Origin of the sequence: Paraburkholderia sp. RL17-347-BIC-D, assembly GCF_046027915.1 — a bacterium.
Taxonomy (GTDB): Bacteria; Pseudomonadota; Gammaproteobacteria; order Burkholderiales; family Burkholderiaceae; genus Paraburkholderia.
Window position 1 is genome coordinate 16,968 of sequence record NZ_JARESS010000012.1, and the last position, 13,926, is coordinate 30,893.

General features: G+C 61.9%; 14 protein-coding genes and 1 pseudogene. 9 read left to right on the forward strand and 6 right to left on the reverse strand.

What is annotated here, in order from left to right; all coding sequences use genetic code 11:
• The first annotated feature begins 19 nt into the window (after window positions 1–19).
• From P0D96_RS17940 to P0D96_RS17955, 4 genes are all read left to right on the forward strand, one after another.
• Window positions 20–223: a hypothetical protein gene (locus P0D96_RS17940; RefSeq protein WP_408314611.1), complete on the forward strand. Its 204-nt coding sequence runs from the start codon at window positions 20–22 to the stop codon at window positions 221–223.
• Between the two features lie 22 nt (window positions 224–245).
• Complete coding sequence (gene frc / locus P0D96_RS17945; protein WP_106282483.1) at window positions 246–1,493, forward strand: formyl-CoA transferase; 1,248 nt, start codon at window positions 246–248, stop codon at window positions 1,491–1,493.
• Window positions 1,494–1,522: 29 nt separating this feature from the next.
• Window positions 1,523–2,341 carry a fumarylacetoacetate hydrolase family protein gene (locus tag P0D96_RS17950; RefSeq protein ID WP_408176939.1) on the forward strand — a complete coding sequence of 273 codons (819 nt, stop codon included), beginning with the start codon at window positions 1,523–1,525 and terminating at the stop codon, window positions 2,339–2,341.
• A 64-nt stretch (window positions 2,342–2,405) separates the two neighbouring features.
• A complete protein-coding gene (locus tag P0D96_RS17955; protein ID WP_408176940.1) occupies window positions 2,406–3,317 on the forward strand; it encodes an NAD(P)(+) transhydrogenase (Re/Si-specific) subunit beta in 912 nt (303 codons plus the stop codon).
• Between the two features lie 65 nt (window positions 3,318–3,382).
• Here the strand turns inward: P0D96_RS17955 and P0D96_RS17960 are convergent, their stop codons facing one another.
• Window positions 3,383–3,688, reverse strand: coding sequence for a hypothetical protein (locus P0D96_RS17960; RefSeq protein ID WP_408176941.1), 306 nt, complete (start codon window positions 3,686–3,688; stop codon window positions 3,383–3,385).
• Window positions 3,689–3,784: 96 nt separating this feature from the next.
• Entirely contained in the window at window positions 3,785–4,732 is a 948-nt protein-coding gene (locus tag P0D96_RS17965) for a LysR family transcriptional regulator (protein WP_132382092.1), read from the reverse strand.
• A 410-nt stretch (window positions 4,733–5,142) separates the two neighbouring features.
• Between P0D96_RS17965 and oxlT the strand changes: the two genes are divergently transcribed.
• The 3 genes from oxlT to P0D96_RS17980 all read left to right on the forward strand — a co-directional run bounded on the left by oxlT (window position 5,143) and on the right by P0D96_RS17980 (window position 9,005).
• Window positions 5,143–6,486 carry an oxalate/formate MFS antiporter gene (oxlT, locus tag P0D96_RS17970; protein WP_408281922.1) on the forward strand — a complete coding sequence of 448 codons (1,344 nt, stop codon included), beginning with the start codon at window positions 5,143–5,145 and terminating at the stop codon, window positions 6,484–6,486.
• A 30-nt stretch (window positions 6,487–6,516) separates the two neighbouring features.
• A complete protein-coding gene (locus P0D96_RS17975) occupies window positions 6,517–7,488 on the forward strand; it encodes a LysR family transcriptional regulator (RefSeq protein ID WP_408281919.1) in 972 nt (323 codons plus the stop codon).
• A 65-nt stretch (window positions 7,489–7,553) separates the two neighbouring features.
• On the forward strand, window positions 7,554–9,005 hold the full coding sequence (locus P0D96_RS17980) for an aldehyde dehydrogenase family protein (RefSeq protein ID WP_408176945.1): 1,452 nt from the start codon (window positions 7,554–7,556) through the stop codon (window positions 9,003–9,005).
• Between the two features lie 102 nt (window positions 9,006–9,107).
• Here P0D96_RS17980 and P0D96_RS17985 read toward each other — a convergent pair whose 3' ends face one another.
• Window positions 9,108–10,085 carry a 2-dehydropantoate 2-reductase gene (locus tag P0D96_RS17985; RefSeq protein ID WP_408176946.1) on the reverse strand — a complete coding sequence of 326 codons (978 nt, stop codon included), beginning with the start codon at window positions 10,083–10,085 and terminating at the stop codon, window positions 9,108–9,110.
• A gap of 501 nt (window positions 10,086–10,586) precedes the next feature.
• Between P0D96_RS17985 and P0D96_RS17990 the strand changes: the two are divergent.
• Window positions 10,587–10,715: pseudogene (locus P0D96_RS17990) on the forward strand (AraC family transcriptional regulator); the annotation flags it as partial.
• Window positions 10,716–10,910: 195 nt separating this feature from the next.
• On the opposite strand, the gene P0D96_RS17995 reads toward P0D96_RS17990, so the two are convergent.
• The 3 genes from P0D96_RS17995 to P0D96_RS18005 form a co-directional block, all read right to left on the reverse strand.
• Entirely contained in the window at window positions 10,911–11,531 is a 621-nt protein-coding gene (locus P0D96_RS17995) for a LysE family translocator (protein ID WP_408281915.1), read from the reverse strand.
• Window positions 11,532–11,622: 91 nt separating this feature from the next.
• Window positions 11,623–12,162 (reverse strand): hypothetical protein, encoded by a 540-nt coding sequence (locus tag P0D96_RS18000; protein ID WP_408314787.1) that lies wholly within the window; start codon window positions 12,160–12,162, stop codon window positions 11,623–11,625.
• 229 nt (window positions 12,163–12,391) lie between these two features.
• Entirely contained in the window at window positions 12,392–12,976 is a 585-nt protein-coding gene (locus P0D96_RS18005) for an IMPACT family protein (RefSeq protein WP_132382102.1), read from the reverse strand.
• 292 nt (window positions 12,977–13,268) lie between these two features.
• Between P0D96_RS18005 and P0D96_RS18010 the strand changes: the two genes are divergently transcribed.
• Window positions 13,269–13,895: a LysE family translocator gene (locus P0D96_RS18010; RefSeq protein ID WP_132382104.1), complete on the forward strand. Its 627-nt coding sequence runs from the start codon at window positions 13,269–13,271 to the stop codon at window positions 13,893–13,895.
• The last annotated feature ends 31 nt before the right edge of the window (window positions 13,896–13,926 follow it).

The window sequence follows — 13,926 nt, forward strand, 5'->3', positions numbered from 1 at the left end:
ATTGACCCAGGAGCCGACTATGTCTGCAGTTGTGTCATCCCTGCACCCAGCCACGGACACGATGCGCGTGCTCACGCTCGAGCAGGAGGTGCGCACCGCCAGCGCCTTGCCGCGCGCTGCCCTCAAAGCGACCCATCGCACCGGCCGCCCGGCGGTCGTGAGCATCTGCGCTGACCCGAGCCAGTACGCGCTGGGGACCCGCAACCAGACCACATACCAATGAGCCACCCTTCAGGAGACAGGACATGAGCAAAGCACTCGACGGTGTGCGCATTCTCGACTTCACGCATGTGCAATCCGGGCCCACCTGCACGCAGCTGCTTGCATGGTTCGGCGCGGATGTGATCAAGGTGGAGCGGGCGGGCGCGGGCGACATCACGCGTGAGCAGTTGCGCGATATTCCCGACGTGGACAGCCTCTACTTCACGATGCTCAACCACAACAAGCGTTCCGTCACGATCGATACGAAGAATCCTGAAGGCAAGCAGGTGCTCGAAGCGCTGATCCAGAAATGCGACGTGCTGGTGGAGAACTTCGCGCCGGGCGCGCTGGACCGCATGGGCTTCACGTGGGAGCGGATTCAGGAGTTGAATCCGCGCATGATCGTCGCGTCGGTGAAGGGCTTCGGTCCTGGGCCGTACGAGGACTGCAAGGTCTACGAGAACGTCGCGCAATGCGCGGGCGGTGCGGCTTCGACCACCGGCTTCGACGACGGCCCGCCTGTCGTAACGGGCGCGCAGATCGGCGACAGCGGGACCGGCTTGCATCTGGCGCTCGGCATCGTCACGGCGCTTTATCAGCGCACGCACAGCGGACGCGGTCAGCGCGTACTCGCCGCGATGCAGGACGGCGTGCTCAATCTGTGCCGCGTGAAGCTGCGCGATCAGCAGCGGCTCGAACGCACCGGCGTGATGAAAGAGTATCCGCAATATCCGAACGGAGAGTTCGGTGAGGCGGTGCCGCGCGCGGGCAATGCGTCGGGCGGCGGTCAGCCGGGCTGGATCCTGAAATGTAAGGGCTGGGAGACGGACCCCAACGCGTATATCTACTTCATCACGCAGGCGCCGGTGTGGGCCAAGATCTGCAACGTGATCGGCAAGGAGGAGTGGGCCACGGATCCCAACTACGCGACGCCCGCCGCGCGTCTGCCGCACCTGAAGGATATCTTCGCCGAGATCGAGCGCTGGACCATGACGAAGACCAAGTTCGAGGCCATGCAGATTCTCAACAAGTACGACATTCCGTGCGGACCGATTCTGTCGATGAAGGAAATCGCCGAGGAACCGTCGTTGCGCAAAACCGGCACGATTGTCGAAGTGGATCACCCGACTCGCGGCAAGTATCTGACGGTTGGTAATCCTATCAAACTGTCCGATAGTCCGACCGAGGTCACGCGCTCACCGTTGCTCGGTGAACATACCGACGAAGTCATGGCCGAACTCGGCTATTCGCCTGAGCAGGTCAGTGCATTGCGCACTGCCGGCGCGATCTAGGCCTGATCCAGGCAAATACGGAGCGATGAATGGATACATGGATGCGGTTCATGTCGAGCGACGGCGGCGTCGTGTTCGGCCGTGTGGAAGGCGGCTATCTGCACGAATACGAAGGTCTGGAGCACCCGGTGCCGACTGGCGCCGTGCTGTCGACGCGCGCACTGACGCCGCTCGCGCCGTGCGCGCCCGGCAAGGTCGTCGCGTTATGGAACAACTTTCACGCGCTGGCGGCGAAGCTCGACAAGCCCGTGCCGGCGCACCCGCTTTTCCTGTTGAAGCCGGCGGGTTCGGTGATCGGCTCGGGTGAGCCGATCAGGCGGCCGCTCAGCTATGCGGGCAAGATCGCCTATGAAGGCGAACTCGGCATTGTGATTGGACGGCGCTGCCGCGATGCAAGTGTCGAGGAGGCGGCCGAAGCGATTTTCGGCTACACGCTCGTCAACGACGTGACTGCCGCCGATCTGCTGAACGAAAATCCGCACTTTCCGCAATGGTGCCGGGCGAAGGGCTTCGATACGTTCTGCTGTATCGGACCGGCGATCGTCTCCGGTTTCGACTGGCAGCAAGCGCATCTTGTCACGATGCTCGATGGCGTCGAGCGGCAGAACTATCCGCTCGACGACATGGTTTTCTCGCCCGCCGAGCAGGTGAGTCTGATCTCGCAGGATCTCGCGCTCGAGCCGGGCGACGTGATCGCGTGCGGGACGTCGGTCGGCGTCGGCTCAATCAAGGATGGCGCGACGGTGTCGATCACGGTCGACGGGATCGGAACGCTGAGCAATACCTTGGGCGCCGCGCGCGCGGTCGCCGCGGAGGGCGCGGCGCCGATGGTGGCAGGCGCTGTCTGAACGGTTGACCGATTGCGCGATGCGTTGGCATCGCGCCCATGTATTCCGACACGGAGAAGCGCGCATGCCGCTAGCGTATGACAGTACCGTGTGGTGTTCGCTGGCTGTGGTGTTGGCTTCCGTGCTGGCCGTTGCGCTTGCCGCGGTCGGGCAACTGCCGCTCGAACGGCGACCGAGGCGCCGGCCTGACTGGCACGCCGGTGCATTGGCCGTCGCGCTCGCGGGCCTTTTCGCGGCCGGCATGGGCGCGAGCAACGGCGTGGTCGGAGCAGCGGTGGCGGGCGCGGTGCTCGGCGCGTGGCTGGTGCGCCGGCGCAATCTGACACGGCGCCCGCGCCTCGTTGCGCTGTTGGGCAGCAGCATGGGGCTCGCTGTCATGTCGGGCGGCTTCGCGCGTTATCTGTCGTCGGCGGCGCAGGCGAATGTCGAGCGCGTCGAACTCTATGTCGCCGTGTTCATCGGCGCGCTGATCTTTGCCACCTCGGCTATTGCGTTCTGCAAACTGCGCGGTGCGTTGCAACTCGGCGCGGCGGTGCGGCCGGGGCACGGCATCGTCAACCTGCTTGCGCTGTTGCTGTGCGGGTGGCTCGGCTACGGATTCGTCACGGAACATGCGCAGCCATTCGGGCTCGCCTCGCTACTCGCGATGAGCGCGCTGGCTTGTGCGATGGGTGTGCATCGGATGCTCAGCCGCGAGTATTCCAGCGGCCACGAGCATGGCCACGATTCAAGCGAGCTTGCCTTTGCCGCGCGTTGCCATAGCTTGACGATGGGCAAGCGCGGCCTGTTGGCACGAATCGAATGGCACGGTGGAGAGGACCAGGCCTGGACGCTGCGCGACGTAGCGCAAGGTAAGGTGCGCACGGCAGCTTACCCGCATCGTCGAAATGGAAGCCATGGCGTGAATGCGGAACGGCGGCAACGTGTGTGCGCCGGCCACCGGCCGGCTCGCGCTACGACACGGCGCACGCCATGAATGCACACAGGCGTCGAATGGTAGGCACGACAACGCGTCGCGGGATCGTGATCGCGCCGACGTCCTCAGTCGCCCGTCGCGGCGAACTCGCTGAAGTACCGAGCCTTCTTGTGCAGAATCATTTGAGCGAGAAAGTCGGCGTCGTAGGCACGGTGCAGATGGGCGTGAAACCGCTCGATGTAGGCAGTAATTCGAGCCGCCTCGCTGTTGAATTCCTGGAGTACGTCGAGCGTGGCGCGATCCCAGCGGAAGCGCAGGCCGAGGTCGCTGAAGGCGGCGTTGTACGCGCTCAGGTGGGCGTCGTCGGGATGGATCGCGGCAACACGAGCGGTGTGCGCGCTGGGCTGGGACTCAACCGAAGCGTGATTCATGATCGGCCTCCTGGGCTGACGAGTGATGGAACTCGCTTGCAGCATAGAAGTCCTGACGAATTTGCAATAGTTAAAGTTTCATTGGGTCTCCATAGCCTACTGCTTATACACGCTCAATTCCTTGACGCGCGTGATCTTCTCGATCAGATTCGCGCCTTCTTCCATCAGGAAGCGTTTGAAGGCAACCGCAACCGGCGGCAGCCGCTTGTTCTTGCGATGCACCACGTACCAGTTCAGCATGACCGGAAAGCTCTCGACGTCGAGCACGACCAGATGGCCGAGCTGCAATTCGAGGCTGATGGTATGCGCGGACAGGAAGGCGATGCCCATGCCCGCGATCACGGCCTGCTTGATCGTCTCGGTGCTCTTGATCTCCATGGCGATCTTGAGGTTGGCAAGACGCCCGGCGAAGCCTTCTTCCATCGAATTCCACGTGTCCGAGCCGCGCTCCCGCACGATAAACGCTTCGCTCGCCAACTGGCTGAACTTGATGTTGCGCTTGTTTGCAAGCGGATGCGTGGGCGCCGCCACGATCACATACGGGTGCGGCGCGAACGGCTCATTGGTCGCGTCGGTCTCGTGCGGCGGGCGCACCATCACCGCGAGGTCGGTCTGGTTGGTGGCGAGCTGATGCAGCAGTTCCTCGCGATTGTGCACGGCGAGGTTGAGCACGACGCCCGAGTAGCGGCGCGTGAATTCAGCGAGCAGCCGCGGAAAGAAGTAGTCGCCGGCGCTGATCACCGCGACATTCAGCTTGCCGCCGGAGACGCCTTTGAGCTGACTCATCGCTTCGTCGACTTCGTGGAACTGCTGGATGATCGCGCGGCTGTAGTGAAGCATTTCGGTGCCGGCCGGCGTCAGATAGATTTTTTTACCGAGTTGTTCGAACAACGGCAGCCCGGCGTGTTCTTCGAGTTGCCGGACCTGGGTGGAGACGGCAGGCTGTGTGAGGTGCAATTCCTCGGCGGCGCGCGAGAAGCTCAGGTGGCGCGCCACCGTTTCGAAAACCTTCAGTTGCCGCAGAGTCGCATTCCGCATCGTCATGACCGATGTATAAGCAAATGTGAATCAACATAATAACAAACTTTAATTATTAGTAATTCAGCAATGACCCTAGCATGGCTCTGTATAAGAAAGAGGAATTGCCGCCAGCGGAGTGGGCGAAAAACTCGGGGTTAACGCTTGGATTTGAGGCCTGTTGGACGAGGCGGCCGGCGTCTCGCAGTGTAAAAAAGCATTAATTGATCGGAATAAAGCGCTTCCCAGAAAGCGATGATTTAAGCCGATCTATTTTTAAAGCAGCGAATTAAAGACGCAAATATCAAATATTCCCGAAGAGCACGGCTTTTCGGGTCAAAACCATAAGGTGGGACGCATACAGCACGGCGTCTCCCGAGGGGATTTCCTTCGGGACGTTGGCCGGCTGCACCAAATAAATAGTGGAGACAAGGCACATGGACGATATCAGTCAGCAGACTACGACCCGCGCGTTTTGGGCGAACCGTTGGTGGCAACTCGTCATCGGCATGGTGTGTATGGCCCTGGTGGCCAATCTTCAATACGCCTGGACGCTGTTCGTCACGCCGATGAACGCGCGGCATCACTGGGGCGAAGCATCCATTCAACTTGCGTTCGCTATTTTCATTCTCACTGAAACGTGGCTCGTGCCGCTCGAAGGCTGGCTCGTCGACAGGTTCGGACCCCGACCCGTGGTCGCGGGCGGCGCCATTTGCGCGGGCATTGCCTGGGTGATGAATTCGTATATCACGACCTTGCCGATGCTGTACGTCTCCGCGGTCATCGCCGGGATTGGTGCGGGTGGCGTGTACGGCACGTGCGTGGGCAATGCGTTGAAATGGTTTCCCGACCGCCGCGGACTTGCCGCGGGTCTCACGGCTGCGGGCTTCGGCGCGGGCGCAGCGGTGACGGTGATTCCGATCGCCAATATGATCACGCGTTCGGGCTATGAGCACACGTTCTTCTTCTTCGGCATTCTGCAAGGTGGATGCATTCTGGCGCTCGCGCTGTTGTTGAAGAAGCCGACCGTGCGCCAGCAAGCCGCACCGAAGAGGAAGTTCGCCGTCTCGAAGGTCGACTTCACGCCCGGTCAGATGATCAAGACGCCAGTGTTCTGGGTGATCTACGTCTCGTTCGTCGCGGTGGCCGCGGGCGGCTTGATGGCGACCGCGCAGATCGGTCCGATCGCCAAAGACTGGGGCCTCGCACGCATCCCGATGACGATCTTCGGCATGACCTTGCCGCTCCTGACCGCCACGCTGTCCATCGACAACGTCTGTAACGGTTTTACGCGTCCGCTGTGCGGCTTTATCTCCGACAAGCTCGGCCGTGAAAACACGATGTTCGTGATCTTCATCGGCGAGGGCCTGGCGCTGCTCGGCTTGATGGAGTACGGCACCAACCCGTATGCGTTCATGACGTTCGCCGCGTTGATCTTCCTGTTCTGGGGCGAAATCTTCTCGATCTTCCCGGCGATCTGTGCCGATACCTTCGGCAGCAAATATGCCGCGGCCAACGCAGGGACGTTGTACACCGCCAAGGGCACGGCTTCGCTGCTGGTGCCGATCGCCTCGGTACTGTCGGCGACGGGCGGCTGGAATCTTGTCTTCATCGTTTCCGCCGTCGTGACGATCGCCGCGGGCATCTCGGCGAAATTCATACTCGCACCGATGCGCTCGCGTTGGATCGAATCGCACGATGAGCCGCAGGGTGTGCTTGCCGTTGCCGGCAACGGCAAGGCGTCGCGGTTGAGCCGCTGGCCTGAGCAGACAGGGGAATAGCATAAATGGCCCACACCCGGCAGTGACGTTATGAATGTTTCGTTGCAGCAACTCAAGGTGTTTGTCGCCGTTGCGCGTGAGCGGAGTTTTACGCGCGCGGCGCGTGAGTTCGATCTGACGCAATCGGCGGTGAGCCGTTGCGTGCGTGAACTCGAAGAAGCCGTCGAATTGAAGCTGTTCGACCGTACCACGCGCCAGGTCGAACTGACTCATGCGGGCGCGAGCCTCGAGCGAAGGATCGGCCGGCTGCTCGATGAAATCGAACTGACGCTGCGGGAAGAGCGGGCCGCTTACGACGGGCACACTGGCGTAGTGGTATTGGCCAGCAATCCCGTGTTGTCGTCGAGTTGGGTGGCGCAGGGACTCGCGCACTGCGCGGCGGCTTTTCCTGAGCTCGCCGTGTCCGTCAGGGATCAGCCGCAAAGCAGTGTGCTAACCAGCGTGGAACAAGGCGAGGTGGACTTCGGCGTGGTTTCGATGGCCGAGCCGCTTGCCGGCGACCTGTTGCACGCGCAACTGGTTTTCACGACGCCGCTCCATGCGGTGATGCCACCTGCCCATCCGCTTGCCCGCCACGCGAGCGTTGCATGGAGCGAGTTGCACGAATGGGCGCTCGTCACGCTGAACGCCGACACGGGTGTGCGCGCCGCGCTCGAACTCGCCTTCAACACGAACGGCGTTAAACGACGGCCGGTGCAGGAACTCGGACATGTCGCGGCGGTGCTGCGCATGGTCGAACTGGGGCTCGGCATCGGCATATTGCCCATCGACACGCATTGGCCCGCAATAGGCGCATCATTGGTCAGCCGGCCGCTCGCGCCCGCGATGAATCTGGCGACACTGCTCGTGCATCGCCGCAACCGTTCCCTCCGACCCAACGCCGCGGCGGCCTGGGCACAGTTCTCCGCGACTTCACATGCCACCGGCGTGTCACCGTCCGCTTCGCAGATAGACGCGAAGCCGACCGTTGCGCGCGACGGCGCCGTCCTCCACGAGCCCTAGCGTCGTTTACCCGAACCGGCTCGCAAGCACTCAGCCCACGCAACATCCAAGCAAGGAGCTTCATGATGGAAACTGAAACCGACCTCAGGCGCCATGATTTGCTGATTGACGGCAAGCGTTTGCCGCCCGGCACCGGCGAGTATTCCGTCGATATCAACCCCGCCACCGAAGAGCCGATCGCGCTGGTTGCGCAAGGCAGCGCCGCCGACGTGGATGCCGCCGTGCGCGCGGCGCGCGCCGCATTGAAGGTATGGAACGGCATACGGACGGCTGAGCGGGCCCGCATTCTGATGCGTCTCGCAGGCCTGATGCGCGCGAATCTCGAGGAACTCGCCGCGCTCGAAAGCCTCGACGCCGGCAAGCCGATCGCGGCGGTGATGCGCCAGGACATCCCGGCCGCGATCGATACGCTCGAATACTACGCAGGCTGGTGCGACAAGATCAACGGTCAGGTCGTGCCGGTGCGCCCCGATGCATTGACCTACACGCTGCGTGAACCCGTGGGCGTAGTCGCCGCGATCGTGCCGTGGAATTTCCCGCTGATGATCGGCATGTGGAAGATCGCGCCGGCGCTCGCGTGCGGTTGCACGCTGATCGTCAAGCCCGCGGAGATCACGCCGCTGACCGCGCTGCGCATCGGCGAACTCGCACTCGAAGCGGGTGTGCCGCCGGGCGTGCTGAATATCGTCACCGGCAAGGGACGTGTGGTCGGCGATGCGCTGGTCGCGCATCCCGGCGTCGACAAGGTGACGTTCACGGGCTCGCCCTCCGTGGGGCGCGGCATTCTGCAAGGCGCGGCCAGCAATTTCAAACGCGTTACGCTGGAACTCGGCGGCAAGTCGGCCAACCTGATTTTCCCGGATGCCAATCTCGACAACGCGGTGCGCGCCGCGGCGTCGGGGATCTTCTTCAATACCGGCCAGGTGTGTTCGGCGGGTTCGCGCATTCTCGCCCATCGCGACGTGTACGACGAAGTGGTCGAGCGTCTTGCCGCGCGTGCGAAGTCGATCAAGGTCGGCGATCCGTCGTCGCGCGAAACGTCGATGGGGCCGCTCATCTCCGCGGCGCAGATGAAGACCGTGCTGGGCTATGTCGAAACGGGCCGCGCCGAAGGGGCGTCGCTCGTAGCCGGCGGCGCGCGGGTGGGCGAGCGCGGCTTCTTTGTCGAGCCGACTGTGTTTGCCAACGTCGAGCATGAAATGCGCATTTCGCAGGAGGAGATCTTCGGGCCAGTGGCGAGCGTGATTCGTTTCAACGACGAAGCCGACGCGATAAGGATTGCCAATGGCACGTTGTATAGCCTCGCGGCGGGCGTGTGGAGTGCGGACATCGGCCGGGTGCATCGGGTTGCGCGCGATCTGAAGGCGGGGACCGTGTGGATCAACACATACGGCTACACCGATGTGCGCCTGCCGTGGGGAGGATCGGGCGACTCGGGATTTGGCCGCGAACACGGCGACGTTGCGATTGAGAACTTCACTGAACCCAAGGCGGTGTGGCTCGCTATCGATCAGTAGCGTTAAAAAAGGATCGAACGCGCGCGGCGTTCGATCCTTTCTTGTTTGCGTTTGACGATATGCGAGAGAGAGCGAGTTTCTGATCGCTCTCTCTTTTGAGCCTCAAGCCCCCTGCAATGCCATCCGTTCACGCAGTTTAATGAGCGCCAGCACGACATCGATAGTCGGCGTGGGCTCCGCGACGAGGCGGCCCATTTCCTGCACGACCGTCAGCAGCGGATCGATCTCCATCGGCCGACGATTCTCCAGGTCGACCAGCGTCGAGGTCTTGTGCGCGCCGACCGCGCCCGCGCCATCGATACGCTTTTCCACGTCGACGCGAAAGTGCACGCCGAATTGATCCGCAATGCGCTTGGCTTCGAGCATCATCGTGCGCGATACCGCGCGCGTGCCGGGGTCACTGGTGAGCACGTCGAGCGTGGCATGCGTCAATGCGCTGATCGGGTTGAAGCACAGGTTGCCCCATAGTTTCAGCCAGATTTCGTCGCGGATATTGTCGCGAATCGGCGCCTCGAAACCTGCCGCCTGCATGATCTCGTGCAATTGCTGAATGCGCGGCGTGCGTTCTCCGCTCGGCTCGCCGATCGGGAATTTCTTGCCATACACGTGTTTGATCACGCCCGGTTCGACGATTTCGGCGGCGGGGTACAGCACGCAGCCGATCGCCCGTTCGGGCCCGAGCTTCGTCCATTGGCTGCCGTCCGGGTCGACGCTGGCGAGACGCGTGCCGGCGAATCGGCCGCCGTGCTGATAGAAGTACCAGTACGGAATGCCGTTGACGCCCGTGACGATGGCCGTGTGCTTGCCGAGCAGCGGCTGCATTGCATCGACTACGCCGGGCAGCGAATGTGCCTTTAGCGTAATGATCACGAAGTCCTGCACGCCGAGCTCGCGCGGATCGGACGTGCAGCGCACAGGCGCGCTGAACGTCTCGCCGTCCATGATCAGACGCGCGCCGTGCTCGCGCATTGCCGCGAGATGCGGACCGCGCGCGACGAAACTCACATCCGCACCGGCGCGTGCAAGTTGCACACCCATCAAGCCGCCGATCGCTCCCGCTCCGAAGACACAGATCTTCATGATGCCGCTCCTCTGATGATGAAAAGTCGCTTGCCCGATGCCGTATCTCGCCGTGCACGGTTTGCGGGTCATTGTTCGAGCATACGGGGGCGGGACGATTGCAGATAGTTAAAGTTTGTCGACGAATGCATTAGGGATGGGTTATGGATGACGCGACGCCAGAGAACGCGGGAAGGAAACTGTACTGAACCGGAAAGCAAGGCGGGAAGCGGACGAATGCCGCAATTGATTGGGAAATCTCTTAAGCCTAGGAAATTTACGTGGGCGCAGAATGCGACTTCTTTGAGAAGTTACGCATGCAGGCGACATCGCAAACAGAATGTTGAGAGTGGCGCCAGAAAGTCAAAGGTTGATGTGAGCTATCCCGTCGTGTTCTTGTGTGTGGCGCCCGTGTGGATAACTTTTCAACTGTTCAAAATACCGGCGAATGGCGGTCGCACGTGTTGCCACAAATTAGCCCTGTTAAACACATTGGCGTGGCTCTATTTATTTGCGGAGGATGCCCGCCGATGCGGAATCGGCAGCGGCGGACGCCTTTCCAAACACTTCCGCACTCTCCTTGCGACGACACCGACCGGGTATCGTTCGTTCAAGCGAAAAACATACAAACTGTCGCAACGAATCGTTTAAGGGGCGGGTGGTGTTGAGGCGGTTGCGGCACGTGCGCTTCAAACCAGCTTCCTTGTTGCGGGACATACGATCCTGGCTCGTACGTATGGCGGCTTCACGGCACGTTTGGGTTCTGTCGCATCATCTGCGTCCTGTGCGATGCGCTCGAGCGAAACGGCGTGATTGGCCGCGCCGAGTGCTCAATGTCCAACTCCCTCACCCCCGCCTCACCATCAAAAACCCCACCCCAATCGCCGCCAGAAATCCCCCACAGCAGCGATTAAACCACCGCCTTACCCTGGCACGCACCAGCCACTTCCCAAGATACATCCCGGCCCACGAATACAACGCAATAGCAAACCACTCCAGCACGAGAAAGCTCGCCCCGAGCACCGCAAACTGCGGCAACATTGGCTTCGCAATATCAACAAACTGCGGCAAGAACGCGGTAAACACGAGAATAGCCTTCGGATTGCCGGCGGCCACGAGAAACTCCCTTCGCGCGACCCGCCCAAGCGACGCCTCTTCCTGCTGCGTCGTGTCGATCGTAGGCGCATCGCTCCGCCAGAGCTGAATGGCCAACCAGATCAGATAAGCCGCGCCGGCCAGTTTGATCGCGAGAAAGAACCACTCCGAGGCGTGCAACACAACCGCAAGACCGGTTGCGGCAAGCACGAGCATCACGGCGAAGGCGACCAGGCGCCCCATGCCGCCGACGAACGCGGTCATGAAACCGTGACGCGCCGCTACATTGATCGACAGTAGATTATTAGGCCCAGGCGCGAGATTGATCGCAAAGCAGGCAGGCAGGAAGAACAGCCAGGCGGTGATGGACATGACGGCTCGCACGAAGAACGCGGTTGCCACGGAGCGCGGCACGCTATTGCAAATTGTAGCGAACCCGGCCGACCCGATGTCGACGATGCGCTTAATTCACCGCTTTGACAAACCCCGGATCGCCGATCAAAGCGTCGACGCTCAACTTGACGGTATCTTCAATAGCAATGGTGCTGCTGGTGAACTTGGGCGACTTTTGCTTGACCGTCTTGGTGGTCGAATACACGACCTTCTGGGTCGCGGCGTCGGTCACCACATAACGCATTTTCAGCGTCCACAACGCCGGCGAGCGTGTGTCGTCCACAGTGAATTTCTCGATGCTGCCGCTGAGAACGCGCTCGCCTGCGTCGAGATGAAAGCCGGCGATCCGTAGACTGGTCACAATGCCGTTGCGCACGGTTTCATTGATATCGTCCTTGAGCACGATGCCCGTCATCGCCGTGTTTTCAATGCGGTTCGGCGACACTTGTCCGCTGCGAGCGGGCATATAGGCGAAGTCACGGGCAGGGGCCACGCTGAGCCAGCCGGTCGGATGCGCTACCGCGCGCGGCGAGCTATTCAGGCCGAACCAAGACCACGAGCAGGCGGAGAGCATCAACGGCAGCGCGATCGTCCCGCATCCCTTGAGCACGGTCGATGTCAAAGGTGAACGCGTGGAATTGAGCGACTGCGGCAGAGACGCGCTCCGATGCGGCGACTCAGTCGCTGTGCTGGAAAAAGCGGCGGTCGAGGTCAGAGGAGTTGCCCTTTTAGATTGAATCAAGCCGGGGAATAAACGACATGGTAACAGCGGCCCGGACTCGCGCATCTCTTATTCAGGGAGCGCTCTGCCTCTCGCAAGGAAGAAACACGTCAAGCCGTCAGAAGAACCCGGCTTTTCCTTGAGTCATATCCACCAACGCTCGCTGGGCATCATCGACCGCGTTGATGGGCAAACGGATCGTCATTTTCACCAGCATCGCGTAGGCGCTGTCCACGAGCGCATAGCCTTCGGCATCGATCCATCGGCGCACTTTCGCCTCGTCGGCGTAACTCACCTCGACGATCAGCGAAACCTGTGCAATCCGCTCGACGCGCGGCGCATCCAGCAGCGCCGAAGCGATCGCATCGGTGTATGCGCGCACGAGGCCGCCGGCGCCGAGCTTCACGCCGCCGTAATAACGCACGACGGCGGCCAGCACGCCGTCCAGATCGTGATGCCGCAACACTTCGAGAATCGGCCGGCCCGCAGTGCCGGAGGGCTCGCCGTCGTCGGACATGCCGGACTGGCCACCTGCCAGCAGCGCCCAGCAGACATGCGTCGCGGCAGGATGCTCGTCGCGCAGGCGCCGCAATTCGGCCATCGCGGCGTCGCGGTCGGCGACCGGTAGCGCGTACGCAATGAATCGGCTCTTGCGAATCTCGAGTTCCGCGCTCAACGGCGCGGGCAGGGTGTAAGTGGGCAAGGCAAAGACTTCGGTGAATGGAAACGCTGACCGCGCGCGGTCTTACGCCCGCCATGGTAACGGATCGACGGCTCGCTAATGGACAATCTCCGAGACGGCCATGCACGGCTTGCGCGGCGGGTTTGCGGCGTGCGTTGTGCCGGCCCACTCGCCGCGCGTTTATCGCGTAAGTCATGGCGATGCGCCGGACGGCACGCACGGCGCGCGCCAGTCAGAAATCGCCCGTTCGTCTACAATCTTCCGCTAAACACGCGCGGCTGTCCGCCGGAACCAGCGCGTCAAAGGAGACGACATGCTTGACCTATCCACGTTAGGGACTTTCGTAGCCGTTGTACTCGGGCTCTTTCTGATTCCGGGTCCGGCGGTGCTGCTGGTGTTGACGCGCACCGTGCATGGCGGCCGCAAGGCCGGCATTCTCACCGGCCTCGGCATTGCGGTTGGCGATTTCATTCATACGCTGGGCGCGTCGGTCGGCCTCTCGGCGCTACTGATGACCTCGGCGCTGGCCTTCAACGCGGTCAAGTTCGTCGGCGCGGCCTACCTCGTTTATCTGGGCATTCGCGCGTTGCGCGAGAAGCAGGCGAGCGCGCATATGCCGACCGTCGCCCCGGTGTCGGCCTCGAAAGCCTTCTTTCAGGCCATTCCCGCCGAAGTGCTGAATCCCAAGACCGCACTGTTTTTCCTCGCGTTTCTGCCGCAGTTCGTTCGTCCCGAACACGGTTCCACGTTTCTGCAGTTCACCACGCTGGGCCTCATCTTTGTCGGCATGAGCGCGCTTTACACGACGCTGATCGTGTTGACGATTCGTCCGCTGGGCAAATTCGTCAAGCGTCTGACGTGGCTGACGCGCTGGCAGAACAAGATCATCGGCGTGCTGTTTATTTCGCTCGGCCTGCGCGTGGCCACGCAAACGCGTTGATCGATCCGCGCGGCCTCGCTTCGTCACAGAG